Genomic DNA, 25,494 nt, shown 5'->3' with positions numbered 1-25,494 from the left:
GACCAGGAGCAGCGCGGCATCGCGGCCGAGCCAGTGCCCGTGAGCGTCACGTTGCCAGGTCGCGAGGTTGTACCCGGTGGCTTCCTCGAGGTGGTGGCCGGGGGTTCCATGTAGCCGTGACCGTCAGCCCGGTTCCCCTTCGGATAATTTCGATCACGGCAGCCTGCGCGTGCTCCACTGGTGTGTCATCGGATAGATCGAGGGCTTCTTCGACCATGGCGTCGTATTCAGACGTTCCATCGCCCAGGAACACAGAGAATGCCCATCCATGCTCACTTCTCAAGACGGCCTCGGCGTGCTGGCGAGCACGGAGCACAGTCCCAACTGGCCATTCCGGAAGTCGACATGACGCCAGTGTGGCAAGGGTCGCCGCACCTATTGGCTTCCTGCCCCCGGCATACCCGCCCCCGGGCTCCGCGAACCTTGACTCAGAGCCTTCGTGGCGTCTCGCACAAGCGCCGGGAGCTCCGCCGCGTTGATACCAGCAGCGTGCTTAGCGGCGTCTCGGTTCGCGAATCGCGAAAGGACATTCTTGACGAGCACAGCGTCTCCCACCTGCTCCCGTGCAGCGACACGAACGGCTGGGTCAGATCCGGCGTAGAACGGAGCAAGTGCCTGGAGCGATAGAGACACGTCCTCGGCCGTATCGGCCTCGGTGAAGTGTCGGGCGGATTCACGAAGAAGCAGGGCGCCGAACGCCGCGATCACAGCGGCGACAGATGCGCGCAGGATTCCATCCCCGATGGTGAGCTCAAAGTCGTTGCGGATCGCCTCGTTCACGATGAACCAGCCGACAGCGCCTGCGAAGACGAAGGCCGCGATTGCACCGAAGCGGATCCATCTCGCGGCGCTGCGCTCGCGCGTGGCACGGCCTGACCAATCGGTAGCGCTTAGGTCCCCTGCTGCGTGCTCGGCCAACGCCCCGGCTGCCTGTCGGATCGCGGCGAGCGTAGCGACATGCTCCAGCGACTCGGCATTGTGCTTTTCATCGAGCTCCCTGCGGCGCTCGATCCATGTAGCAAGGCGCTCGTTCCAGTCGTGCGTGATCCGGTCCTCGCCGGTCGAGCTGACGTCTGAGATCGACCGGCGCTGCGCCTCGATCTCCCTATCGAGACGCTCGACCTCCGCACTGACTTGGTTGAGCTCATCGAGCCGGGCGGCAAGAGCAGCCTCCGTCTCCGCCACCCTGGTCTCAAGCTCATCAAGTCTGTCAGTCCGAGCCTCGACCTCCTGGTCCAGCAGTTCAACGTAGGCGTTGCCCAGATCCTTCGGTGGCGGCAGCGGCAGCGACCTCAAGGCGGTCTCAAGAGCGCCTATCGATTGCGGATGGTTCTGGCGGTTTGCTACGTACTGCCTGAACTGACCTACGTCCACGGGAAGCGAGTTAAGAGCGTTGCTCAGGTCATCCAGAGCGGTCAGATAGAGGGCGGGTTGACGCGCGAGCCTAGTCTTGGTCGCCTCTGCTAGCCACTCGACTATGTCTTTGCGCCATTGCTCAGTTGCGGCATCGTCATACCGCGCAGCAGCGAGTGCATCCTGTTTGAGTCGCAGCGTCTCCCAGACTGTGTGTTGCCGGTATCGCTCGCTCCCAGTCGTCACGTCCCTCTACCTGTTTCCCTTAGAGCGGTTGTGGGGCACACAGAGCATCTCGCAGTTAGCTAGGTCCGACACCCCGCCCTTCGACCATGCAGCAACGTGGTCGGCCTCCATTTCACTCTGCTTGTAGACGCGTGCCTTGTTGGCGTTCTCGCCAACCGCACACAGAGGGCAGTTCGAGAGGCCACGGGCCTTGGCCTTGGCTGTCTGCCGCGTGTACGCTGCGTCCTTCGTCTTCTTGTCGAACAGCCTGATGTCCAAGAGTTTGGGATCGGTTTTTCCCCCGAGCAGGTACTGATAGATCCCCTTGCGGTTCTTAACGGCAACGTCACTGCGCAGGACTTCAACATCGGCGTCTACGGTCGCGGGGTCATATGGCTCGGCGTGGAACGTCTCGTAGAGTTGGCCCCACTGGAGGCCTCGCATCTCAGGGTCGGGTGAACGCATAAACACGCTGCCGACCCAGTCGATGACAGACCCAAAGTACGACTTCAACTCGTCGACGACGGCGTCCTTGCGGTGCAGTGCGAGATACGCATCGATGCTCTTGTTCTGCGCAGACGCGACCCACTCCAGCGCGACCTCGAGCACCTGCTGACGCTTCGGGTCGCCCTTTACGTAAGCAGCCCACTTCTGTTGCTGGGCATTGTTCGAGTTCGAGAACTCGGCTTTGGCGGCCGTGACGAATGGTCCGGAGTAGATCGCATTCAGCAACTCCTGATTGTTCAAAGGGAGGCCGGCGATGTTGATCTTTTGAAACCATTCCTTAATCTCGGCCTCTGTCCCCTCACACTCGTAGACGAGCAGATCGCTATCCATGATCTGCTGCCTCAGTTCTGGATTCAGTGACGAGAATACATGCTCCCTGCCACCCAGATTGATGGCGAATTTGCCGGTAACGAAGCGCCCGACGCTTGTGATGCGCTGCTGCCCGTCCAGGACCTCAAGCCTGTCGTTGAGACCGTCAACATTAAAGTAGATGAGCCCAAGTGGGTAACCACTCAGCAGCGACTCGACAACCGCCACGTCCTTCTTGCCGTCGCCATAGATGTAGTTGCGCTGGTACTCGGGTTGAATGACAAGCCGCCCGCTGAGACCGTAGAGGCCCTTGGCTTCGAGCTCGTTGAAAAGGAAGCCTTCACAGACCTCGCGCACTGAGTACGTCTCAAGCTCGGCCTTCATGAGGCACCGGTCCGACGACGGATCAGAATGCGCTTGAACGGAACGTAGTATCGCGGCGCGGTCAGTCCAAGCTTGCGGTGACCAGGACTGTTGGACCCGGTGCCGCCCTGTTCTTTGTACTTCCCGACGAAGTCCGCACCGAGGGGCTCCACGCCGATTTGGCGCATTGCCTCCATGTCGTCAGCGTGCGCGACAATCTCGAACTGATCCGGGTTGTGCTTGTCCAGGTACGTGATGGGAACTCCCATCAGCCCGTTGAAGTCGCTCGGAATGGCGTCGACGTACGGGACCTCGATGGCTTCAGCAAAGTTGCAGTACCTCCGGTAGCCAAGACCGCGGACGTCCTTGTGTCTTGAGAACTTGATGTTTTCGGCCATAGTCATCAACTGCAACGGTTTGTGACGCCGGCCATGGTCAATGTTGGTGAACCAACAGGAGTTACCGAGGCGGGTGAAGTCATAATCTCCACTGGAGGGGTAGCCGAGCCGTTCGGCCTTGAGGCGGTCGGCCTCCTTGATCGGAGCACCCTTAGGGACAGCGAAAACCATGTCCGTGCTGTTCGCCGTCGCACCCTTCCAGAGTTGGTTGTTCTTGATAAGCGGGAAGGTCTCGACATACGTGACTGCATTGCTGTTGCCGATGATCGAGAAGGGTTTGTTACCGCCGACTAGCCAGGTCATGAAGTTCCGAAACAGGCTGAAGGGCGGGTTGGTAATGATGATGTCTGCCTCGTCGCGTTGCGCAGAAACCTCGGCGCTGCGGAAGTCCCCGTCACCGTCCAGATACCTCCATCGCAGATCGTCGATGTCGACAACGCCGTCACCGTTGATATCCTCGCGATGAAGGGTGAGCAACTTGCCGTTTGTGTGTGTCTTCGTCGGATCAAAATGAGGACTGTTGATCTCGAAGAGCGTTGGATGGTAGTTGGCCTTGGCAGGGTTGCTGTCGGGAGCGTAGGAAGTCGATATGAGCGTCCTAAGTCCAAGATCCGTGAAGTGAAGCGCGAAGAACTTGGTGAAGTTCGACCACTCTGGATCGTCACAAGGCAGGAGAACGACCTTGTCGCGGAACACGTCGCGGTTGAACTCAAGGTAGGCGTTCATCTCGCGCTCAATGTCGGCCCATTGGGTGTAAAACTCATCGGCTTTCGCGGCCTTCGCAGCGTTCTGGCTGCCGTTCTTCGTCGGGATTGCTGTCATCGACACGCCAGCGATGATGTTCGCGGTTCGCCACCGGTGGTGGGTCTACGGCAGACGCATCCCCAACGTGCGGTATGCCACGCGAGCTAGAACCAGGGTCAGACGATCGACGGCCATCGCACCGTTAGAACAACCGAGTCATCGAACGCCTGCCACGAGTGCGGCGTTCTAGGGCCAAACACGACGAAGTCGCCCTCGCTCTTCATCTCCTGGTCCCCATCGGGGAGACGGACGGCGAAATGGCCGCGCAGGAGCATGACCATGGTCGTGCGAACCTCCTCCTCCGCAACGGTCCACTCATGACGCTCCTCCCCCGCCTGGTGAGTGCCCCATTTGACCTCGACGTCGGTCGAATGAAGCGGGCTCGTATTCGGGTCAATGAAGTGGCCGATGAGCCAGCCGCGGCGCTCTGCGCCGTCGTCGTACGCGTTGCCTGAGGCGGTCGTCACTGGGTGAATCCAATCTCGAAGGGGGCAGCGCTACGCGCTCTGGGTGCAGCTCGTGAAGACGTCGCAGGCCGAGGACGAAGGCGAAGAGGCCCTCGTCTGACCACCCCGGGTTGTGAACGAGAGCCCGCAAGCCGGCCTCGTCCTGCGAGGAGACCAAGGTGATCCGCTCGGACTCCCAGTTGCTCTCGACGTCACCTCCACAACGCTGCCAGAAGCCCTCGTCGTGCACGGCGACAAGACACGGAAATTCATAGTTTCCGGTGAGGAGGTTGAAGCCGAATCCGGTGCACTCCATTGACCAGACGTCCGGCCCAGCTTCGGTCAGGTAGCGCATCGGCCCGGCGAGGAGATCCGGGTGCATGGGGTCGATCGTGCGGCGTGTGTTGAGGGTCGTGTCGACCTCCGCCTTGCCGAAGAGTTCCTCCTCGAGTTCTCTCGCGAGCGAGGTTTCGACGCCGACCTCCCAGCTCGGCTCTGAGGTCGGCTCGTGGAAACACTTCGGAATCACGGCGAGTCGCCCAGACGCGTTGAGGACCTTCGCCCCACGCTCTTGGATCAGCAATGCGAAATCGGCCGGGCGTGCACCTTGCGCCAGCCGGGCAAACGCAGTCAGTGCGAGCGCTCCGCCCATGCAGTTGCGCGCGCCAGGCGCGAGCACAGACTCGACGGTCGGCATTATCAGATCGCGCAGCGGGAGGGCCTCTCCCCCGCTCCGCACCGCCGCAAATGTTTCGGCTTCGAGGAGATCGATCGTGAGGGCGTACTGCGCAAACGATCCGGTAGTGAAGGACGTCCGTACGCCGTCAGGATGCGACTCCCACCCGGTCATCCGGTCGAGCTGGCCGTCGACGAAGCGGGTCTCCTGAATCAGACATTCAGCGAGCCTGGTTTCGGCGGCACGACGCCATGCGTCCGTTTCCGACTGGGCACGACAACGGCCGCGTGGTCGTACGCGAATCGGGTGGTGACCTCGTCTGCCTGTAGGTCTATCGAGTTTCTGACCCATTCCACTGCGCTCAGGATCGTGAGGTCGATGTCCGCATCGCCGAGCCCGACGGACACCGGCCGGTGATCGCCGAACCCGTCTGCGTAGTACTGGTGCAGCCTCACAACAGCCGACCTGTCGATTTCGGCACACGCCACTGAGGCCCAGCGGCCGCGTCTATCCGTACCGCCGAGACCCTTGGAAAGATTCTTCGAACAGTTCACACCGAGCCCCAGAACAGGGTGAACTCCGGGAGAAACGACCTTGTACCGAAATGACGAGAGCCGCTGACCCTGGCGTTTTGCCTGGTCAGCGGCCCTTTCACTGGCTCCCCGAGTTGGACTCGAACCAACAACCCTCCGGTTAACAGCCGAATGCTCTGCCAATTGAGCTATCGGGGAATGCTCCTTGCGGCGCGGGTGAAACCTTAGCAACCCGGCGGCGGCGATCGGAAATCGGCAGGCCGTCACTCGGCGACCAGGTTGCGGAGGCCGCGGCGGTGCTGCTCGAGGGCGGCGAGCTGGGCGAAAAGACGGTTGTAGGCCTCAGGATCGGCGGCGCCGTCGGAGCGCTGCAGACGGCTCTTCACCTCGGCGATGCGGCGCTGGTCGAGGAGCTCGAGGAGGCGTACGACGTATTGCAGGACGTACGCCGCATCCGGCTCCTTCGCGGACGGGATCGGCTCGACGGCGAGCTCGGCGAGGATGCGGCTGACCAGCGGGTCCGAGGCGGCGGCGCCGAGCTTCTGGGCCCAGTTCGCGTCGCCGGTGCCGGCGCCAGGGCCGCCCAGGCCGGCGATGATCTCCCACAGCGCGCGGTAGATGGGGTGGGTGAAGGCTTCGGGGGTGATCTCGCCAGTGGTGCGGCCCAGGGCGACCGGGTGCTGTACGAAGAGCTTCAGGGTCTCGCGCTCGACGGTGAACCGCGGCTCGCGCGGATGCGGCATGGGTGGGCGGCGCGGCGCGGCGGGAGCCTCGCCAGAGCCTGCCTGGGCGGTCTGCGCGGCCTCGCGCCGAGGCGGAGCGGCCTGGGGCGCGGGGCGACCGGCGGCGCGGCGTACCTCTCTGGCCGCCTCGTCGGGGTCCACACCGAGGAAGCGAGCGAGGTCTCGGGTGAAGCCCATCTTCTTGGACTCGTCGCGCACGGAAGCCACCAAGGGCGCGGCCTCACGAAGCGCGTCGACCCGCCCATCGGCACGGTCGAGGTCGTACTTCGAGGCGATGTTGCGCAGCACGAACTCGTAGAGCGGGACCCGGTTGGCGAGCAGCTCCCGAACCGCCTCGTCGCCCTTCTTGATCCGCAGGTCGTTGGGATCGAGGCCGTCGGGCTCGACGGCGACGTAGGTCTGCGAGGTGAAGTTGCCGTCGCCCTTGAACGCCTTCAGCGCCGCGGTCTGGCCGGCGGCGTCGCCGTCGAAGGTGAAGACGACCGCGCCGCGCAGCTGCTGATCGTCGGAGATGAACCGGCGCAGGACCTTGGCGTGGTCGTCGCCGAAGGCGGTGCCGCAGGTGGCGACCGCGGTGGTGATCCCGGCCAGATGGCAGGCCATCACGTCGGTGTAGCCCTCCACGATCACCGCCTCGCGGGTGCGGGCCATCTCCTTGCGGGCCAGGTCGATGCCGTAGAGGACGTGGCTCTTCTTGTAGAGAGGAGTCTCGGAGGTGTTGAGGTATTTCGCCTCGATCCGGTCGTCGTCGAAGAGCCGACGCGCACCGAAGCCGATGACGTCGCCGCCCGACTCCCGGATCGGCCACATCAGCCGGCCGCGGAACCGGTCGTAGTGCGACCGCCCGTGCGCCACCAGTCCGCCGGTGACGACCTCCTCGTCCGAGAACCCGCGCGCCCGCAGATGGCGGTAGAGGTCCTCTCCCCCGCGCGGCGAGAAGCCGACCCCGAAGTGCAGCGCCGCGTCGCGGTCGAAGCCCTTCTCGGCGAGGAACTGCCGCGCGACCACCGCGTCCGGGGTCAGCAGCTGCTCGGCGTAGAACTCCGCGGCGACCTTGTGGGCCTCGACCAGCTTGCCGCGACTCGGGCCCCGCTTCACCGGCGCCTCGTCGCCCTCCTCGCGCTGGATCTGGACCCCGATCTTGTCGCCCAGCCGCTCCACCGCCTCGAAGAAGCTCAGCCCCTCGAGCTTCATCACGAAGTCGATGACGTCGCCGCCTGCTCCGCAACCGAAACAGTTTCCGGTCAAGACGTTGTCCTCGAGGGTGAACGCGTGACCGTCCTCGACCTCGGCGCAGTAGACCTCCTCCACGCGGTCGGTCTCTTCGACGGACTGAACGACCCAGCCTCGACGCGCGAACGCCTTGTTCGCGGCCAGAAACCGGTCCCGGTGTTCGTCGATGAGGAAGAAGGACTCAGTCAGGTCTTCGTTGACGAAGTGGAGCCGATGGAGCTCCGACTCCTCGCGGCCCGGTAGACCCCTGCGAAGTTGGGTCGTAATGCCGTACGTCGCGATCCCGAGCCGTGTGCAGATCGTCCGAACCTGCTCCAGATGCTCGCGTCGCGCGGAGTGGAGCATGACCGTGCCGTCCTTGGAGACGTGTCCATCCGCGGCGAAATAACCCGCCAACCAGCCATAGAGGTAGGACACGGCCTCATCGTGGGAGGGAACCTCCTTGAAGAACCGCGGAAGGTGATGAACGAGAATTACGTTGCCCTGGCTCGTGGGCGTTGCCTCAGATGTCGTCGTATGGCTGAGCGGGAAGAACTTCAGCATCGCGAGGTCCTTCGGCGGGCAGATCGCGGCCACGCTCCCGGATCCGTTGAGCGTGCCGTCGCCGAAGGTGAATCCGTGGGCGATCCCAAACGGCGACGGTGTCGTCCGCTGGATCCTCGAGCGTGGGTACTTCGAGACCAGCCGGTCGCCAGACTTCAGGTCGGAGGTGAGCACCTCTCGTTCAGACGAGCGGTTCCGGCCGGACCGCACGAACCACCGGTGACCGTCTGTGGCGAACAGCTCTTTGGTCTGGCGGTTGCGAGTCAGGACGATCTTGTGGAGGCGCTGCACGCCGTAGGACTTGAACGGCGCATCCAACCAGTCACCATGGCGTCCCAGGACCCGATGGGTACCACCGGCGAGATCCTTGATCTCTCGTGGGCCGTCCCAGGTCAGCACACGTGTCTCGCCCGCCAGGCAATGGTAGAAACCACGGGCCGGGTTCACATTGAACGACGGCGACTTCTCGTCGTGGAACGGGCACAGGCCGGTATAGGAGGCTGGGCCCGAGCGGCGCAGCGTGACGTACTGGGAGACGATGTCGTCCAAGCGCGCCTTCTCGCGCACCTCTTGGATGCTCGTCTCCTTGATCCGACCCGCCACAACGTCTGATCCTACGTGGCAGCGGATCTGGCTGAGATGCTTGACCTGATGTTCGCCACCACACCGACTCGGCCGCGGGCCCGATCGCGGGTCCGCCGGGTGATCTTCTGGCTCGGCCTGGTGATGGTTCTGGCCGGGGTGGGCATCCTCGGGTACGTCGCCTGGGAGCTCTACGGCACCACGATCCTGAGCAAGCAGCGCCAGCAGGAAGCGGCCTCGAAGATCGAGAGCGCCTGGGACTCGGGGCAGACCGAGGTGACCACCGACTTCGGGTCGGCGAAGGCCCTCATCGAGATCCCCCGCTTCGGCAAGGACTACCGGGTCCCGGTCATGGAGGGGATCTCGGACCGGGCCCTCGGCGCCGGGTTCGGCCATTTCTCCGGCACCGCCAAGCCGGGCGAGGTCGGCAACTTCGCGCTCGCCGGCCACCGGATCACCCACGGCGAGCCGCTCCGTGACCTCCCGAGGCTCCGCGAAGGCGACGAGATCCGCGTCCTGACCATGGAGAAGACCTACGTCTACGAGCTCACCACCGACGGCGACGACCTGGTCGTCCCCTTCACCTCGATCTGGGTCACCGACCCGCTGCCCGACAACCCGGAGAAGGGCGTGGTCGAGCCCGAGCAGGTCGAGGGCCAGCGCCTGATCACCCTCACCACCTGCTCCGAGCTCTTCCACACCGACAACCGGATGATCGCCTTCGGCAAGCTGGTCTCCGAGGAACCGACGCCCTGACTGCCTGCTACAGGCGCAACGTACGCCGCGGGCCGAGGTCCGCTCGGTGGTCGGCCCACATCCGCTGCTCGTCTCGGACCCTGGCGACCTCGGCCGGGTCGAGCGTGGCGACGACCATTCCCGGGGTGGCGTCGTCGAGCCGCTCCATCGGCCGGCCGAGCGGGTCGTAGACCGCTGAGCCGCCGATCAGGCCGAGCGGTCCGCCGACGAGGCCGGCGAACGCGACGTACATCGAGTTGTCCAGCGCCCGAGCGGCGTAGTGCAGATCCCGCCGGTGGCCACCGCCGGGGAAGTAGGCGCCGCTGTTGACGTAGAGGATCGCGCCGTCGGCGGCCGCCGCGGCAGCGTGCTCGGGGAAGTTGGCGTCGTAGCAGACCGACAGCGCGACCCGGACGCCGTCGATCTCGACCGTCGTCCCGTGGTCACCGGGCTCGAAGCGCTCCCGCTCGGGCGGGTAGAGATGCTGTTTGTCGTACGCCGCGACCGGCTCCTCCCCCGGCGCGATGATCAGGCTGGTGATCGAGCGTCGTCCGGCACCGGTGAGCGGCGAGTTGAGCACGAGCACCGCGCCGGTCTCGTCGACCGCAGCCTGCACCGGGGCGAGCCAGACGGTATCGGCCAGCGTCGGCAGGGGGCCGTCGAAGGCGTCGAGGTCCCACGAGGTCGTGAACGTCTCCGGCAGCACGACCAGCCGGGCGCCCATCGCCGCGGCCTCGCGGACGCGGCTAGCCGCCGTGGCGACGTTGGTCCCCACCTCGCCGGGCACCGCAGACTCCTGAACCACCGCTATTCGAAGCACGCACGTGACCGTATCGTCCGTTCACGGATCCGCCATGCACGTTTCCGCTAATTCGCTTCCCGGGATCCCCGGCGGTCGCCACAGTGAGAGCGTGCGCCCCCTCGCCCCCACGCTCGCCCTCACCCTTGCCCTCCTCGTCACCGCCGGACCATCGGTCGCCGACGTACCCGCACCGCCACCGACCGCGGTGACCCTCGCCCCCGGCGGGATCCCACCGAGCCAGCAGGAGTCGAACGGCTACGACTTCGCCGCAGGCGGCGAGGCACTCTCGACCGTCGCGACGCAGCTTGTCGCGCCGGGTCTGAAGCTGACCAACTTCCAACGGCTCGAGGACACCGGCTGGAACCGCGGCAACGTCCTCACCGCCGATCTGTCCGAGCCGACGCTGTCGATGGACGTACGCAACACCGGCAAGGTCGCCGGGATCGGCACCCTGTCCAGCCAGATGACCGGGACCGGGGCGGTGGCCGGGGTCAACGCCGGCTTCTACGACATGAACGCCTCCGGCGCGCCGGTCGGTCTGGCCAAGAGCCGCGACGGGCTGCAGAACGCGCGGTTCGGGTCCGACCCGACCCTGACGATGGCCGGCGCGAAGGCGGCGATCGGCGAGCTGACCTCCGGCGGGACCGTCACGGTCGACGGCGCCGAGCACGACCTGGCCGGGTTCAACACCCCGTCGCTGCCCACCGGCGGCATCGGTCTCTACACCCAGGCCTGGGGCGACTACACCCTCGACCGGCCGGTCGGTGGTCCCGGCAACGTCTCCCCTGAGGTCGCCCGCGCGAACGTCGTCGGCGGCGTCGTCACCGCGGTCGCCGACTCAGCCGGCGCACCTGCCGTCCCCGACGGCGGGCAGGTCCTGCTGGGCCGGGAGGCAGGAGCCCGGGTCGTACGCGGCCTGGAGGTCGGCGACCGCGTCGATGTCGCCGTCGGGCTGGCCGAGGAGGCCGACTGGGCGGTCAGCGGCAACGTCCAGCTCGTGGTCGACGGCGAGGTCGGACCGGGCATCGGCGACGACGGCGTCCACTCACGTACGGCTGTCGGGATCAACCGCGACGGCACGAAGCTGATCGCCCTCGCCCTCGACGGTCAGACCGGCGCGAGCCGCGGGATGACGCGCGCGGAGCTGGCCGGGTTCATGCTCAGCCTCGGTGCCTACCAGGCGCTGAACCTGGACGGCGGCGGATCGACCACGATGGCCGCACGGGTCGCGGGCGACGTGAGCCCGAGGATCGTCGACACCCCGTCCGACGGCAGCGAGCGCGAGGTGTCCAACTCGCTCCTGTTCTTCTCCTCCGCCGAGCCGACCGGCGTCGCGACCGGGGCGCAGGTCCGCCCGGCCACCAACCGGGCCGGTGCCTACCGCGTGCTGCAGGGGCAGCGGCGTACGGTCTTCGGCTCGGGTCTCGACGCGGCCTACGCCGCCGTCGAGCAGCCCGGCCGGTTCCGCACCCAGGATCCCGACGTGCGGATCGTCGACGCCGACGAGGACCGAGCGTCGGCCCTCGGGCGGCGTACGGGCTCGGCCGATGTCGTCTACACCACCGGCCGCCACCGCGCCACGATGCCGCTGACCGTCCTCGGCCCGCTCGACCGGCTCGCGGTCGACAAGTCACAGCTGGCGATCGAGCAGGCCGGCGAGACCGCGACGATCCAGATCACCGGCTACGACCCGGACGGCCGCCCCGCTCCGATCGAGCCCACCGAGGTCACCGTGGACGCCGACCCCGGCGTCGAGGTGACGCGCGACGGCGCCAACGGCTTCCTCGTACGCCCCACCATGGAGAGCGGCGCCGCGGTCGTCGACTTCGCCGTCGGCGACCACCACGTGACCTCGACGGTGCTGGTCGGCAGCGAGCAGCACACCCTGGCCGACTTCGCCGACGGCGCCACCTGGAAGGTCGAGACCGCGCGGGCGGCGGCGACCATCCAGCGCGTCAGCGGTGGCGGACACGACGGCGGCGACGCGCTGCGGCTGCGTCACGACTTCACCACCAGCACCGGGACCCGCGGCGTCTACGCCGTGCCGCCTGCCGGCCTCGCCGTGCCAGGCAGCCCGCTGAGCCTGTCCCTGTGGGTCGAGGGCGACACCAGCGGGATCTGGCCACGGATCCAGATCCGCTCGGGTGACGGCACCGTCAGCAACCTCGACGGCGACCTGGTCACCTGGGACGGGTGGCAGCAGGTGACGTACCCGATCCCGCCGGGCACCGCGATGCCCATCCGGGTGGACAAGATCCGGTTCCTGGAGACCCGGCCGGACGTCTCCTACCGCGGCGACCTGACGATCAGCGACCTGGTCGCCAACGTCGCGCCGGACGCTCCCCCGACGCAGACCGAGCCGGTCCACGACCCGGTGATCCTCACCGAGGGCACCGTCGACGAGCGACCCCAGCGGATCGCGGTGATGTCCGACGGTCAGTTCGTGGCCCGCAACCCCGACAGCGACCTGGTGCGCCACGTCCGCGAGACGCTCCGCGAGATCGTCGCCGCCCGCCCCGACCACCTGATCATCGACGGTGACCTGGTCGACGAGGCCTCCCCCGCCGACATCGCGCTGGCCAAGCGGATCCTGGACGAGGAGGTCGGCGACCAGGTCCCCTACACCTACGTCCCGGGCAACCACGAGGTCATGGGCGGTCCGATCTCGAACTTCAAGGCGGTCTTCGGGCCCACGCACACCGCGTTCCGGATCGGGGCGACCCAGCTCATCACCCTCAACAGCTCCTCCGGCACGCTGCACGGCAACGACGACGGCAAGGCCCAGCTGACCGAGCTGGAGTCACAGCTCACCGCGGCGGCCGCCGACCCGGCCGTGACCGGCGTCGTGCTCGCCATGCACCACCCCATCGACGACCCGCTGCCCGACAAGGCCAGCCAGTTGAGCGATCGGATCGAGGCCAGGCAGCTCGAGGACCGGCTGGGCAGGTTCCGTACGTCGTCGGGCAAGTCTGTCGCCGTCATCAACGGTCACGTCGGGGTCTTCCACGGCTCCTCGGCGCAGGGCATCTCGATGCTCGTCAACGGCAACTCCGGCAAGAACCCGGCCGGCAACGTGGCCGGCGGTGGCTTCCGGGGCTGGACGATGGTCGGCATCGACCCGTCGGCCGGCGTCGTCGGCAGCGACCCGCGCCCCGGGGCGAGACTGAGCTGGCTGCGCGCCGAGACCCGACCGGCGGTCGACACCGTCTCGATCGGCGCCCCGGAGAGTCTCGCCGCGGGATCAGCGGTGACCCTCGAGGCCACCTTCACCCAGGGCACCGCCACCATCCCGGTCGCCTGGCCGGTCACGGCGGACTGGGGTGGCGACGGGGTCGTGGTGGGCGAGCGTGGCCACGGCGTCGTACGCCTCGACCCAGCCACCCGAAAACTCACCGCTCTCCGCCCAGGAACGGCCACCGTGACGCTTGTGGTCAACGGCGTGAAGTCGGAGCAGACGGTGACGGTCCGCCGGTAGCTGTCGAGGTAGTCCGGTAGCGAACTGCCCGAATACTCGCCAGTAATAGGCAGTTCGCTACCGGACTACCCCTTTCAATAACTCCCCGACATCACGTTCGCGAGCGGCTCGCCGGCGGCGAATCGCTCGAGCTGCTCGCGGACGACCCGGTAGGCGCGCGGCCACATCGCGCTCGACGCGCCGCCGACGTGCGGGGTGATGAGCAGGTTGGGTGAGCCCCACAGCGGGCTCTGCGCCGGGAGCGGCTCGCTCTCGGCGACGTCGATGGCCGCATGGATCCGCTCGGTGGCCAGCTCGGCGACCAGGTCGGAGGTGACGACCACCCCGCCGCGGGCGACGTTGACCAGCAGCGCGCCGTCCTTCATCCGGCCCAGGAACTCGCGGTCGACCAAGCCGCGGGTCTCCTCGGTCAGCGGTGTGACCAGCACGATCACATCGGCCTCAGGCACCAGCGTGGCGAGCTCGTCGAAACCGTGCACGCCCTCCCGGGCGGTCCGGGCCACCTTGACCACCTCGGTCTCGAACGGAAGCAGCCGCGCCTCGATGGCCTGGCCGATCGCGCCGTAGCCCACGACCAGCACACGCTTGTCGGCCAGCGACGGGAACCATCCCGGCCGCCACGCATGCTCGTCCTGATGGCGTACGTGGCCAGGGATGCCCCGCAGCGAGGACAGGATCAGCGTGAGGGCGAGCTCGGCGGTCGAGGTGTCGTGGATGCCGCGGCCGTTGCACAGCGTCACCCCCTCGGGGATGTGCCCGCGGGCGGCGTCGACGCCCGCGGTGAGCAGCTGCACGACCTGGAGCGAGGTCATCTGGTCGACGACATCGAAGATGCGCGAGCCGAGCATGTAGGGCGGCAGGTAGAAGGCCACGTCGCCGACCGAGTCCGGCACCTCCACCTCGGCATGCGCGAAGCGGGTGTGGTCGAAGAGCTCGAAGCGGAGGCCCGCGGGCACCTCGCCCAGCTCGGACGGGTCGAAGGGCAGCCAGACGAGGGGATCGCTCACACGCGGAGAACATACCCGCCCAGGGGTGCCATCGGTCACATTCGCCGATTAAGGTATCCGTTATGGAACCGCTGACACCCGCATACCCCACATGGGTGATGCTCCTGATCGCCGCAGCCGCGGTCGCCGTCCTTCTCGTCCTGATCGCCAAGGTCAAGCTGCACGCCTTCATCGCTCTGGTGCTGGTCAGCGCGGTGACCGCGGTCGTGGCCGGCATCCCGGTCGCCGACGTGCCGACTGCCATGCTGACCGGATTCAGCTCGACGCTCGGCTCCGTTGCGCTGCTGGTGGCGTTCGGTGTGATGCTGGGGCGCCTGCTGGAGGTGACCGGCGGGGCGCAAGTGCTCGCCGACACGCTCATCGGCGCGTTCGGCGAGAAACGTGCGCCGCTGGCGCTCGGCGTGGCCGCGCTGATCTTCGGGTTCCCGATCTTCTTCGACGCCGGGCTGGTCGTCTTCCTGCCGATCATCTTCGCGGTCGCGCGCCGCTTCGGCGGCTCGATCCTCATCTACGCCCTGCCCACGGCCGCCAGCTTCGCGGTGATGCACGCAGTCGTCCCGCCCCACCCGGGCCCGGTCGCCGCGGCCACCGAGCTCGGCGGTGACATCGGCCTGACCCTGTTGGTCGGCGTACCCGTCGCCATCCTGGCCTGGATCCCCGGCGGCTACCTCGCCGGCACCCGGCTGGGTGCCCGGTTCAGCCCGTCGCCCCTCAACGTCTTCGCGATGAAGGACTCCGAGGAGACCCCGACGGAGGAGACCACTCCCCCGCCGTTCGCGACCGTCATCCTTCTCCTCGCCCTGCCCATGATCCTGATCGGCCTCAACACGGTCATCACCACGCTGAGGGCAGCCGGGACGGTCAGCGAGGACGCCACCTGGGCCAGCGCGCTGGTGCTCATCGGCCAGACCCCGATCGCGCTGCTGATCACCGTTCTCCTCGCCCTCCTCGTACTCTCCCCCGGGCGGTTCCCCATGGGCCGGGCGACCGAGATCGTCGACCAGGCGCTCGGCCCGATCTGCGCGATCATCCTGATCACGGGCGCCGGCGGGATGTTCGGTGGCGTGCTCCGCACCAGCGGCATCGGCGAGGCGCTGTCCACCTCGCTCTCAGACCTCGGGATGTCGCTCATCGTGCAGGCCTTCCTGATCGCGACCCTGCTGCGGGTCGCCCAGGGCTCCGCGACGGTCGCGCTGACCACCACCGCCGGGCTGATCTCCGCCCAGGTCGCCGCGGCGGGGCTGAGCAGTTTCGACATCTCCTTGCTCGTCTTCGCCATCGCGGCAGGCGCGACGGTCCTCTCCCACGTCAACGACTCCGGGTTCTGGCTGGTCAGCCGCTTCTTCGGGATGGACGTCATCACCACCCTCAAGACCTGGACGGTCCTGGAGACCACCCTCGGCCTCTCGGTCTTCGCGATCGCCGGGGCCCTCTGGGTGGTCGTCCCTTAGCTCGTACGCCGCACCCGGCTCTCGAGGGTCGCCAGCCCCGGACCCTCGAGCTCCGGCAGCGCGTCGGCGCGTCCTGAGACCGCCATCAGCAGCGCCTCTCCCGGGCCGGTGACCACGGCACCGCTCCCGTGGGACCAGTCGACGTCGGTGGCCACCAGACGCAAACCGCGTACGTTGCGCCTCGCCGGCAGCGGCGGGGCCTTCAGCGCGAAGTCCAGCACCGGCACGAGTCGCTCCGGCGGGACCACGCGCGGCTGCCCGAGCGCCCGGCGGATGTCCTGGTGATGGATCAGCCCGTCGGTCAGCGCGATCCGAGCGCCCGCGACCGCGGTCGGCCCGGCAGGTTCGGCATGCGCGCGCAGGTATTCGAGCAGATCGCCCGGGGTCTGCCCACCGAGCTGCTCAAGCCGACGATCGTTCAGCTCACCGAACCGGAACCCGGCTCGCAGGAAGGACCCGGCGAACTCGCGGAGCCCGACCTCCTCGTAGCTGAGCATGTGCGCGACCACGTCGCGCACCGTCCACCCGCGACACAGCGAGGGTTGGTCCCACTGCTCCGGCGTCAGCGTCTCGAGGAAGTCGGCGAGATCGCGGCGCTCGGCCGTGGCGAGCGCGGTACAGTTCGCAGCCATCACGCCTCGGCGAGCTCGCGGAAGCGCGCCAGGTAGAGCCCCCAGGCGCGGTCGCCGGCGGCACTGTCACGCCACCCCTGCCACCCGGCGCCGTGCCGGTCGATGTGACGGTGCTCGAGGCGTACGCGGGTCTGTTCGTCTCCGACCGAGGTGAAGGTGACCTCGACCTCGCTGCACCGGGCCGGATCGGGCTCGAGGCGGAAGTCGGGGGCGATGTCCCAGGAGATCACCAGCCGGTGGGGCGGGTCGACGGCGAGGACGCGCGCCCACTGGCAGGTGCTGCCGTCGACGCCGCGATCGTAGACGCGGCCGCCGACCCGAGGCTCCAGGACCGTCTCGGCGATCTCCACGGGAAGCAGGTTGTGCTCACGCGGCTTGATCCGGTCGAAGTCCTCGGTGAACACCTTGAAGGCGTGCTCGACCGGGACCTCGACGATGATCTCGAGGTCTACGGACGTGGGTTCGCGGGTGATGCTCATGGCTGCTCCTTCTGCTCGCTGTGCTCGCTTACTCCCTCGCTCGGCGCGTGCGGACGAGCAAGCTCGCCGCCCGGCCTCGCTCCGGTCGTCTCCTCCAGGTAGCTGGCCTCAGCCACCTGCTTGAACGAATGCAACGCCTGGGTCCAGTAGGTCTCCAGCTCGGCGCGCAGCTCGGCCAGGCCCTCGAGCCTGGCCTGATAGATCCGTCGGCGTCCGGCGGGGGTCATCGACACCAGGCCGGCCTCGCGGAGGATCTTGAGGTGCTGGGACACCGCGGCCATGCTCACCGGCAGTGCATCGGCGATCTCGCCCACCGAGCACGGCCCGGCAGCGACCCGAGCCAGGACCTGGCGGCGGGTGGAGTCGGAGACGGCGTACCAGACATCGGTCACGTCATTTAAGGTAACGCTTAAATGACGTGCTTACAAGAGGCCTCAGGAGCGCCGACAGAGCCGCTCGTGCCAGGCAAGCGCGGTAATGTCGGTGAGGGAGGCGACCTGGTCGATCACGACGCGGAGCCGGGCCGCGTCGTCGGGCGCGTCCCGCCAGTCGTCGGCGAACTGGCGGTCGAGATCGTCCGGGCCGGTGGCGACGAGGTGGTCGACCAGCTCGCCGAGCAGGTTGCGCTGACGATCCATCCTCGCGGCCCGCTCGTCGGTGCGCATCACGTAGTGCGCCGCGATGCCCTTCAGCCACGCGATCTCCAGACGAGTCTGCTCCGGCACCACGAGGTCGGCACCGAAGCGGGCGTAGGGGCCGCCGCCGGCGGCGTACGTGGCCTCCTTCACGGCCCCACAGAACCGGCCGATGACGTCGGAGGTCAGGTTCTTGAGCATGGCGCGGGAACGGCGAGAGGCGTCATAGGCAGCGCCGTCCGGGATCCAGCAGCCGGCGGCCGCGAGGTCGGCGATCGCCATCTCAGCCAGGGCGCGGTCGAAGCCCGGCACGTACCAGTCGGCCACGGTCTCGGCGACACCGTCGAGGTCGAGCCGGGCGAGGTCGATCTTGCCGGCGACGATGCCGTCCTCGACGTCGTGGACGGAGTAGGCGACGTCGTCGGAGAGGTCCATGATCTGAGCCTCGACGCACTGCCGCTGCCCGGCCCCGGCAGCACGCAGCCAGGTGAAGACGGGCCGGTCGTCTTCGTAGACGCCGAACTTCGACCCGGCGCGCTCCCCGAATCCCCACGGATACTTCGTGCAGGCATCCAGCGTCGCCCGGGTCAGGTTGAGCCCGACCGAGCGGCCCTCGGCGTCGAAGGTCTTCGCCTCCAGCCGGGTCAGGAGCCGCAGCGTCTGGGCGTTGCCCTCGAACCCACCGATCCCCTTTGCCCGCTCGGCGAGCACGTTCTCACCGTTGTGCCCGAACGGCGGGTGTCCCAGGTCGTGCGCGAGGGCCGCGGTCTCGGCGATGTCGGGCTGCGGCGAGTCCGGCCCGTTCAGGGCCCGCGACAGGTCCCGGGCGACCTGGGCGACCTCGAGCGAGTGGGTCAGCCGGTTGCGTACGAAGTCGTCGGCCTGCGGCCCCACGACCTGGGTCTTCGCAGCGAGCCGTCGGGTGGAGGCAGCGTGCACCAGGCGCGCGCGGTCGCGCTCGAACTGGGTGCGCTCCGGCGCCGCCACCCGCTTGGGCGGCTCGGCGACGATTCGCTCGCGGTCCGCGGCTCCGTATAGCTCCACAGTCCGAGAGGCTATCGCTGGGTCAGCAGAGGAACTGCGTGTGGGCGGCGGGATCGAACCCGGAGTCGTCGAGGACGTCGTTGAGCGAGATGCCCTCGAGCTCGGCCAGAACGGCCTTGGCGACGCGGCGGTCGAGGTCGGTCAGCGCACCTTGGACGCCGACACCGACCGGACAGGCGGGATTGGGTCCGTGGATGCCGAGGACCGGGTCATCGCCCTGCAGCACCTGCCACACCTGCGCGAGGTTGACCGCCCCCGGGTCAGCGTCCAGTTCCCATCCCCCATGAGCGCCGGGACGGGACCGCACCAGACCGGCCGTACGCAGCGGCCCGAGCACCTTGCGCACGTGGACCGGGTTGACGGCCGTGCTCCCCGCCAGCTCGTCGGAGCTGACCGGTCTCGTCCGTCCCACGGCCGCACAGGAAGCGAGGTAGGCCAGGACGTGGACGGCCACCGCGAAACGGGTGTTCGTCGGAGTGGCCATAACCCCCATCTTGCCTTATTGCCATCGCGATGGCTACATTTGAGGAACTGTCATCACCGTGGCTACAAAATTCGCTCATCGATAGGACCACCTTCATGACCATCGCCATCACCGGTGCCTCCGGCCAGCTCGGCCGCCTCGTCGCCGACCAGCTCCTCGACACCGTCGACCCCGCCGAGGTCGTGCTCCTCACCCGCGACCCTGCCAAGCTCGCCGACTACGCCGCGCGCGGCGCCGACGTCCGTGCCGCCGACTTCGGCAAGCCCGACGAGCTGGTCGAGGCCTTCGCCGGCGTCGAGCGCGTGCTGCTGATCTCGACCGACATCGTCGGCGCCCGCGTCGAGGGCCACCGCGCCGCGATCGACGCCGCTGCCGAGGCGGGCGTGCGCCACATCGCGTACACCTCGGTGCCCGAGCCCACCCCGGACAACCCCGCGGGCGTCGTCCCCGACCACGCGGCCACCGAGGAGGCGCTGCGCGAGAGCGGGCTGGCCTGGACCATGTTGCGCAACAACCTCTACGCCGACATGCAGGTCGACTCCGTCGCCCAGGCCGCCGCGAGCGGACGGCTGGTCACCAACGTCGGCGACGGCGGCGCCGCCTACGTCACCCGCGCCGACTGCGCCGCGGTCGCCGTCGGGGTGCTGACCGGCGAGGGACACGAGGGCAAGGCGTACGACGTGACCGGCCCGCGGGCCTACACCGCAGCCGACCTGGCCGAGCTCGCCGGGCAGCAGTCGGGCAAGCCGGTCGAGGTCGTCCAGGTCGATGACGAGGCCTACACCGCCGGGCTGCTCTCCGCCGGGCTCCCGGACTTCCTCGCCCCGTTGCTCACCTCGTTCGGCACCGCGACCCGCCTCGGAAAGCTCGCCACGGTCACCGACGTCGTCGAGCGGGTCGGTGGCCGCACCCCGGCGCCTCTGGGCGCGCTGGTCTGACATCGAGGCTTGCGCTCGCAGTAGATTTGGGGTGACTGACCGGAGACGAGGCCTCCAACCGGACGCCGTTCGACCCGGTCGAGAGGCGGACCTCATGTCGACGTCACACAGCCCCACTCCCCTGTCCGAGTCCTCGTCACGAGAGGTCGGCCTGTGACCAGGGCCGGCATCGTCCTTCGCGTCCGGCTCGTCAGCGGCGACAGCATGGACGTCACCTACGACGACCCCGAGACGGCGAGCGAGGCCGAGGCGATCGACCACGTCGCCCTCGTCCTGGCGAGCGACTCTGGCGTCCTCCGCTGCCGACACGGCGATCGGCTGCTGCTGTTGTACGCGCGCGGGGTCGCCGCGGTGGAGGTGGCGCCACGCGGCGCGGTCCTCTGAGCCGTCAATCCTGCCGAGTCGGCTCGTCATGACGCGCCGACTCGGCAGGGATCAACCTCGGGACGAGCCGACTCGGCCCGGGCTTTTTCGAGCCCGGGCCGAACGCTGTCGAGATCGACGAATCAGTTCGTGGAGACGTGGACGTGGTCGTAGTGGTTGGCGGTGGAGGACCCGCGGTCCTCCATGTAACGCCAGCCCTCCGAGGCACGCACCGGAGTCCAGATCCGCTGATACCAGATGACGTCGTAGAGGTTGAGCGCCGCGGCGTGCTTCTGCAGGTAGGCGGCGATCGCGTCACCGAGCGCCTTGTCGCCGGTCATGAAGTCGAGCGCCTTGCCCGAGGTGTGCTCACCGTGGGCGTCCCAGCCGCCTACGGTCATCGAGGCGACCTCCGGGAAGGCGTTGCAGACCGCGCGGTAGACCGTGACGGCGTCGGAGACCAGGCCGCTCTCGACCGAGGAGTCGCCGCACGCAGCGGCACTGACGCCGGCGGCGACGCCGGTCGTCTCGGGCTTCTCGTCGCTGAGGTTGCCGGTGGTCACCCAGGCGACCTCACCGTCGTAGATGATCTCGTCGCGGCCGGACTCAGTGCGCCCGGTGGCGTAGACCACCTCACCGGCCTCGATCTCGCCCTTCTGGGCGGCGTGCTTGCCGTAGGCCGACCAGAGGTTGAGCGTCTCCTCGGTCCAGCGCTTGAGCGCCTTGACGGTGCCGGTCTCGACCTGCTCGGGACCCTTGGTCAGCGTCTCGACGGAGGAGACCGACTCGCGGTTGCCTCCGTCACGGCTGACGACGGTCTCCCGCCGGTCCCCGGCGACGCGGGCGTCGTCACGGGTGCTCGGCACGTTGGCCTTGGACGAGGTCAAGGATGCGCCTGCGCTCTTGGCGACCAAGGACGAGGTCGGCTCCGCGAACGCGGCTCCGGCACCGACTGCGGCGCCGGTCGCGAGAACGGCGACCCCTGCGCTGACAACTATCGACTTGGTCTTACGGACGGCCCGAGTGTCGCCTCTATGGCTGCCGGCCACACGCAAATCCTTTGCTCGACTACATGGTCTGCGTCCGAGCACCTCCCACGGTTTCAGCGGGTGAAACTCGTCGGACTGTGTTGCCTTCGGGCCCGGGCGCGGCAATGAGTACAGCACACACGCCGAGGGGTATTCCAATTCCCTTACCGAGTTTTTGCGTACTTTTGTATCTGTCGATCGACTGACTCCGACGCCGCCGGATGGCCTCTCGGGGCGATCCGGACAGGGCCGGCGCCTCAGCCGCCGGAGGTCTCCGAGACGTTCTCCGCGAACCCGCAGCCACGCCCGTCGGCGTCGTCCAGCCACCCCTCCGGAAGGACCACCTTGTCGCGCGGCGCACCCTGGCGCCCGCGCGGCGCACCCAGCTGTGACGAGGGGAAAGGCTCGCTACGGTCGAGCCTGGCGAGCATCTCGTCGAGGTCGGCGAGGCTGTTCACCAGCCCGAGGGTACGACGCAGCTCGCCGCCCGCTCCGAAGCCCTTGAGATACCACGCGATGTGCTTGCGGATCTCCTTGCAGCCGCGCTCCTCGCCCATGTGCTCGCAGAGCAGCTCGGCATGGCGCCGCATGATGTCGCTCACCTCGCCCAGATTGGGCAGCACGTTGACCTTCTCGCCGGCGAAGGCGGCCACCAGGTCACGGAAGAGCCAAGGGCGTCCGAGGCAGCCGCGGCCGATGACGACACCGTCAACGCCGGTCTCCTCGACCATCCGGATCGCGTCGGCGGCCTCCCAGATGTCGCCGTTGCCGAGCACCGGGATGTCGACCGAGGCGGCGAGCTCGGCGATGGCGTCCCAGTCGGCGGTGCCGGAGTAGGCCTGGGCCACCGTGCGTCCGTGCAGCGCGATCGCGGCCGCACCGCTCTCCTGGGCGATCCGGCCGGCGTCCATGTAGGTCAGGTGAGCGTCGTCGATGCCCTTGCGGGTCTTCATCGTCACCGGTACGTCGTAGGGCGCTGCCGCGCGCACGGCGTGCTCCAGGATCTCACCGAGCAGGCCGCGCTTGTAGGGCAGCGCTCCCCCGCCGCCCTTGCGCGTCACCTTCGGCACCGGGCAACCGAAGTTGAGGTCGACGTGCGCCACCCCGTAGTCGCCGCAGAGGATCTCGGTCGCCTTGCCGACGTAGACCGGGTCGGTGCCGTAGAGCTGCACGCTGCGTACGGTCTCGGCCTCGTCGAAGACGAGCATGTCCTTGGTGTGCTGGTCTCCCTCGACCAGGCCGCGGGAGGTGATCATCTCGCAGACGTAGAGACCCGCGCCCTGCTCGGCGCACAGGCGCCGGAAGGCGGCGTTGGTGACGCCGGCCATCGGCGCGAGCACCACAGGGGAGTCGACGGTCAGGCTGCCGAGCTTCAGGGGGCCGGGGAGGGACATGACCCCTATTGTCCGGCCAGCCGCGTGCCGTACGAAATCAAGCGGTCGGCGTCAAGAAGTCGACGAGGCTGACGGCGACCTAGAGGCCTTGGGCGCCGCGTACGGCGTCAGGTCTCCCTGCCAGGTGATCGGGTCGAACTCCTCGTACGGCCGGAAGCTCACGCCGACGAGCTTGCCCTGGTCGGGGACGAGCATGACCAGGCAGATGTCGACGCTGGCGCCGGGGGCGAACGGCTTGGGGAGCGTCTTGACGGCGCAGGGTTTGAACGGCTCCTTGAACGCGGCGGCCTCGACCAGGCTGCCCTCGTCGTCGAGACCCCACAACGGAGCGTCGTAGCCACCGAGGTCGGTGTCGCCGGCGTTCTCGATGGTCGCGCGGACGAAGTAGGGGGCACGCGCCAGCGTCGCCTCATCCAGCTTCCAGCCCGAGAAGGTCTGCTTGTAGGAGGTCGACTCGAGCTTGTCGACGGTGATCGAGAGCTTGCCGTCGATGCCCTCCTTGGGCGTCCACTCCACCGTCGCGGTCTCGCCGAGCCTGCGGTCGGCGCCGGGCTCGGTGAGCGCGCCGGCGGTGGGCGAGGCGGAGGCCGAGGCCGACGGCGAGGCGGAAGCCGATGCCGAGGCGCTCTCGGACGCCTTGGGCGCGTTCGTCCTCGGCGCGGTGCCGCTGCACCCCATCAGTGACATGGCCATCACCACACCCGTGACGGATGCGACACGTAGAGACCCCGCTCGTTGCATGGGGACATCCTGCCGCACTTCTGTTTCAGATCGTGCGACAGGATGTCCCATGAGAGGCTACGACGCGGTAACGGTGGCCGGCCCGCGCTGGCCCTCGGGCCCGATCAGGCCCCGATCAGGCGCTCGGCGAAGTAGCGGCTGACGCCCTCGAGCGGGATCCGCTCCTGCTTCATGGTGTCGCGCTCGCGGATGGTGACCGCGTTGTCCTCGAGGGTGTCGAAGTCGACGGTGACGCAGTACGGCGTGCCGATCTCGTCCTGGCGGCGGTAGCGCTTGCCGATCGACTGGGAGTCGTCGAAGTCGACGGCCCAGTTGGCGCGCAGCTCGGCGGAGAGAGCCTTCGCCTTCGGCGAGAGCGCCTCGTTGCGGCTGAGCGGGAGCACGGCGATCTTGACCGGCGCGATCCGGTGGTCGAGACGGAGCACGACCCGCTTGTCGACGCCACCCTTGGCGTTGGGGGCCTCCTCCTCGGCGTACGAGTCGACGAGGAAGGTCATCAGCGCACGGGTCAGACCGGCCGCGGGCTCGATGACGTAGGGCAGGTAGCGCTCGTTGTTGGCCTGGTCGAAGTACTGCAGATCCTGGCCGGAGTGCTTCATGTGGGTGCCGAGGTCGAAGTCGGTGCGGTTGGCGACGCCCTCGAGCTCGCCCCACTCGCTACCGGTGAAGCCGAAGCGGTACTCGATGTCGACGGTGCGCTTGGAGTAGTGGCTCAGCTTCTCCTGGGCGTGCTCGTAGAGGCGCAGGTTGTCGGGGTTGATGCCGAGGTCGGTGTACCACCGCATGCGCTCGTCGATCCAGTACTGGTGCCACTCCTCGTCCTCGCCCGGCTTGACGAAGAACTCCATCTCCATCTGCTCGAACTCGCGGGTGCGGAAGATGAAGTTGCCCGGCGTGATCTCGTTGCGGAAGCTCTTGCCGGTCTGGGCGATGCCGAAGGGAGGCTTCTGGCGGGTGGAGGTGACCACGTTGGCGAAGTTCACGAAGATGCCCTGCGCGGTCTCGGGACGCAGGTAGTGGAGGCCCGACTCGTCCTCGAGGACACCGAGGTGGGTCTTGAGCATGCCGGAGAACTCGCGCGGCTCGGTCCAGGCGCCGCGGGTGCCGCAGTTGGGGCAGGCGACGACCTCGTTGATGACGACCGTGTCAGGGTCTTCGATGCCCTTCTTCTCCGCGTACTCCTCCTGGAGGTGGTCGAAGCGGTAGCGCTTGTGGCAGGACTGGCACTCGACCAGCGGGTCGTTGAAGGTCTCGACGTGGCCGGAGGCGACCCAGGTCTGACGCGGCAGGATGATGCTCGAGTCGAGGCCCACGACGTCGTCGCGCTGCTGGACCATCGCCTTCCACCACTGGCGCTTGATGTTCTCCTTGAGCTCGACACCGAGGGGGCCGTAGTCCCAGGCACTCCGGGTGCCGCCGTAGATCTCGCCGCTGGGGAAGACGAATCCGCGCCGCTTGGCGAGGGAGACGACGAGGTCAAGGGTGGATGCTGGCGGCTTTGCCACGATGAATGCTCTCTGCTCGATGCGAGCCCCGGCCGGCTGCCGGGCCTCGGTGCTAGGGGATCTGCG

Annotated in this window: 22 protein-coding genes and 1 tRNA gene; 5 read left to right on the top strand and 18 right to left on the bottom strand. The window is 67.8% G+C overall.

From position 1 onward, the window contains the following. Nucleotides 1–375 precede the first annotated feature (375 nt). The 7 genes from H5T77_RS00185 to dnaG all read right to left on the bottom strand — a co-directional run bounded on the left by H5T77_RS00185 (nt 376) and on the right by dnaG (nt 8,736). Nucleotides 376–1,599 (bottom strand): hypothetical protein, encoded by a 1,224-nt coding sequence (locus H5T77_RS00185; RefSeq protein WP_292643762.1) that lies wholly within the window; start codon nt 1,597–1,599, stop codon nt 376–378. A gap of 6 nt (nt 1,600–1,605) precedes the next feature. Beyond that, nucleotides 1,606–2,778, bottom strand: a complete 1,173-nt coding sequence (locus H5T77_RS00180) for an HNH endonuclease family protein (RefSeq protein ID WP_292643761.1) — start codon at nt 2,776–2,778, stop codon at nt 1,606–1,608. Further along, on the bottom strand, nt 2,775–3,977 hold the full coding sequence (locus tag H5T77_RS00175) for an adenine-specific methyltransferase EcoRI family protein (RefSeq protein WP_292643990.1): 1,203 nt from the start codon (nt 3,975–3,977) through the stop codon (nt 2,775–2,777). Before H5T77_RS00175 ends, H5T77_RS00180 begins: the two co-directional genes overlap by 4 nt. A 375-nt stretch (nt 3,978–4,352) precedes the next feature. Further along, nucleotides 4,353–5,255, bottom strand: coding sequence for a hypothetical protein (locus H5T77_RS00170; protein WP_292643760.1), 903 nt, complete (start codon nt 5,253–5,255; stop codon nt 4,353–4,355). Between the two features lie 38 nt (nt 5,256–5,293). Then, entirely contained in the window at nt 5,294–5,536 is a 243-nt protein-coding gene (locus H5T77_RS00165) for a hypothetical protein (protein WP_292643759.1), read from the bottom strand. 200 nt (nt 5,537–5,736) lie between these two features. Next, nucleotides 5,737–5,812: transfer RNA gene (locus H5T77_RS00160), tRNA-Asn, on the bottom strand. Between the two features lie 65 nt (nt 5,813–5,877). Then, the gene (gene dnaG, locus H5T77_RS00155) at nt 5,878–8,736 is read right to left on the bottom strand and encodes a DNA primase (protein WP_292643758.1); all 2,859 of its coding nucleotides are present in this window, start codon (nt 8,734–8,736) and stop codon (nt 5,878–5,880) included. A gap of 48 nt (nt 8,737–8,784) precedes the next feature. On the opposite strand from dnaG, the gene H5T77_RS00150 reads away from it, so the two are divergent. Beyond that, a complete protein-coding gene (locus H5T77_RS00150; RefSeq protein WP_292643757.1) occupies nt 8,785–9,471 on the top strand; it encodes a class E sortase in 687 nt (228 codons plus the stop codon). A 7-nt stretch (nt 9,472–9,478) separates the two neighbouring features. Here the strand turns inward: H5T77_RS00150 and H5T77_RS00145 are convergent, their stop codons facing one another. Beyond that, nucleotides 9,479–10,270, bottom strand: coding sequence for a carbon-nitrogen hydrolase family protein (locus H5T77_RS00145; protein WP_292643756.1), 792 nt, complete (start codon nt 10,268–10,270; stop codon nt 9,479–9,481). A 91-nt stretch (nt 10,271–10,361) separates the two neighbouring features. Here H5T77_RS00145 and H5T77_RS00140 point away from each other — a divergent pair, with 91 nt between their 5' ends. Continuing rightward, nucleotides 10,362–13,727, top strand: coding sequence for a phosphodiester glycosidase family protein (locus H5T77_RS00140; RefSeq protein ID WP_292643755.1), 3,366 nt, complete (start codon nt 10,362–10,364; stop codon nt 13,725–13,727). Between the two features lie 74 nt (nt 13,728–13,801). On the opposite strand, the gene H5T77_RS00135 is transcribed toward H5T77_RS00140, so the two are convergent. Further along, on the bottom strand, nt 13,802–14,734 hold the full coding sequence (locus H5T77_RS00135) for a 2-hydroxyacid dehydrogenase (RefSeq protein WP_292643754.1): 933 nt from the start codon (nt 14,732–14,734) through the stop codon (nt 13,802–13,804). 62 nt (nt 14,735–14,796) lie between these two features. Here H5T77_RS00135 and H5T77_RS00130 point away from each other — a divergent pair, with 62 nt between their 5' ends. Continuing rightward, on the top strand, nt 14,797–16,185 hold the full coding sequence (locus H5T77_RS00130) for a GntP family permease (protein WP_292643753.1): 1,389 nt from the start codon (nt 14,797–14,799) through the stop codon (nt 16,183–16,185). Here H5T77_RS00130 and H5T77_RS00125 read toward each other — a convergent pair. From H5T77_RS00125 to H5T77_RS00105, 5 genes are read right to left on the bottom strand one after another with little or no spacing between them, the layout of a single operon-like run. Beyond that, on the bottom strand, nt 16,182–16,817 hold the full coding sequence (locus tag H5T77_RS00125; RefSeq protein ID WP_292643752.1) for a maleylpyruvate isomerase family mycothiol-dependent enzyme: 636 nt from the start codon (nt 16,815–16,817) through the stop codon (nt 16,182–16,184). The two genes, H5T77_RS00130 and H5T77_RS00125, sit on opposite strands and share 4 nt — an antisense overlap. Continuing rightward, nucleotides 16,817–17,296, bottom strand: a complete 480-nt coding sequence (locus H5T77_RS00120) for an SRPBCC family protein (RefSeq protein WP_292643751.1) — start codon at nt 17,294–17,296, stop codon at nt 16,817–16,819. Before H5T77_RS00120 ends, H5T77_RS00125 begins: the two co-directional genes overlap by 1 nt. Continuing rightward, a complete protein-coding gene (locus tag H5T77_RS00115; protein WP_292643750.1) occupies nt 17,293–17,688 on the bottom strand; it encodes an ArsR/SmtB family transcription factor in 396 nt (131 codons plus the stop codon). The genes H5T77_RS00120 and H5T77_RS00115 overlap by 4 nt, the downstream gene beginning before the upstream one ends. Before the next feature lie 42 nt (nt 17,689–17,730). Further along, complete coding sequence (locus tag H5T77_RS00110) at nt 17,731–18,975, bottom strand: deoxyguanosinetriphosphate triphosphohydrolase (RefSeq protein WP_292643749.1); 1,245 nt, start codon at nt 18,973–18,975, stop codon at nt 17,731–17,733. Between the two features lie 22 nt (nt 18,976–18,997). Then, nucleotides 18,998–19,459 (bottom strand): Rrf2 family transcriptional regulator, encoded by a 462-nt coding sequence (locus tag H5T77_RS00105; RefSeq protein ID WP_292643748.1) that lies wholly within the window; start codon nt 19,457–19,459, stop codon nt 18,998–19,000. 95 nt (nt 19,460–19,554) lie between these two features. On the opposite strand from H5T77_RS00105, the gene H5T77_RS00100 reads away from it, so the two are divergent. Further along, complete coding sequence (locus H5T77_RS00100; protein WP_292643747.1) at nt 19,555–20,397, top strand: SDR family oxidoreductase; 843 nt, start codon at nt 19,555–19,557, stop codon at nt 20,395–20,397. A gap of 153 nt (nt 20,398–20,550) precedes the next feature. Then, nucleotides 20,551–20,781 carry a hypothetical protein gene (locus H5T77_RS00095; RefSeq protein WP_292643746.1) on the top strand — a complete coding sequence of 77 codons (231 nt, stop codon included), beginning with the start codon at nt 20,551–20,553 and terminating at the stop codon, nt 20,779–20,781. A gap of 122 nt (nt 20,782–20,903) precedes the next feature. Here the strand turns inward: H5T77_RS00095 and H5T77_RS00090 are convergent, their stop codons facing one another. The 4 genes from H5T77_RS00090 to H5T77_RS00075 all read right to left on the bottom strand — a co-directional run bounded on the left by H5T77_RS00090 (nt 20,904) and on the right by H5T77_RS00075 (nt 25,428). Continuing rightward, the gene (locus H5T77_RS00090) at nt 20,904–21,809 is read right to left on the bottom strand and encodes a VldE C-terminal domain-containing protein (RefSeq protein ID WP_292643745.1); all 906 of its coding nucleotides are present in this window, start codon (nt 21,807–21,809) and stop codon (nt 20,904–20,906) included. Nucleotides 21,810–22,045: 236 nt separating this feature from the next. Beyond that, complete coding sequence (dusB, locus tag H5T77_RS00085) at nt 22,046–23,182, bottom strand: tRNA dihydrouridine synthase DusB (protein WP_292643744.1); 1,137 nt, start codon at nt 23,180–23,182, stop codon at nt 22,046–22,048. 51 nt (nt 23,183–23,233) lie between these two features. Then, a complete protein-coding gene (locus tag H5T77_RS00080; protein ID WP_292643743.1) occupies nt 23,234–23,869 on the bottom strand; it encodes a hypothetical protein in 636 nt (211 codons plus the stop codon). 158 nt (nt 23,870–24,027) lie between these two features. Then, entirely contained in the window at nt 24,028–25,428 is a 1,401-nt protein-coding gene (locus H5T77_RS00075) for a glycine--tRNA ligase (protein WP_292643742.1), read from the bottom strand. Nucleotides 25,429–25,494 lie beyond the last annotated feature (66 nt).

Origin of the sequence: Nocardioides sp. (assembly GCF_014360585.1) — a bacterium.
Taxonomy (GTDB): Bacteria; Actinomycetota; Actinomycetes; order Propionibacteriales; family Nocardioidaceae; genus Nocardioides.
Note: the sequence above shows the minus strand (reverse complement) of the source record. Positions and strands in the feature narration are given on the sequence as shown.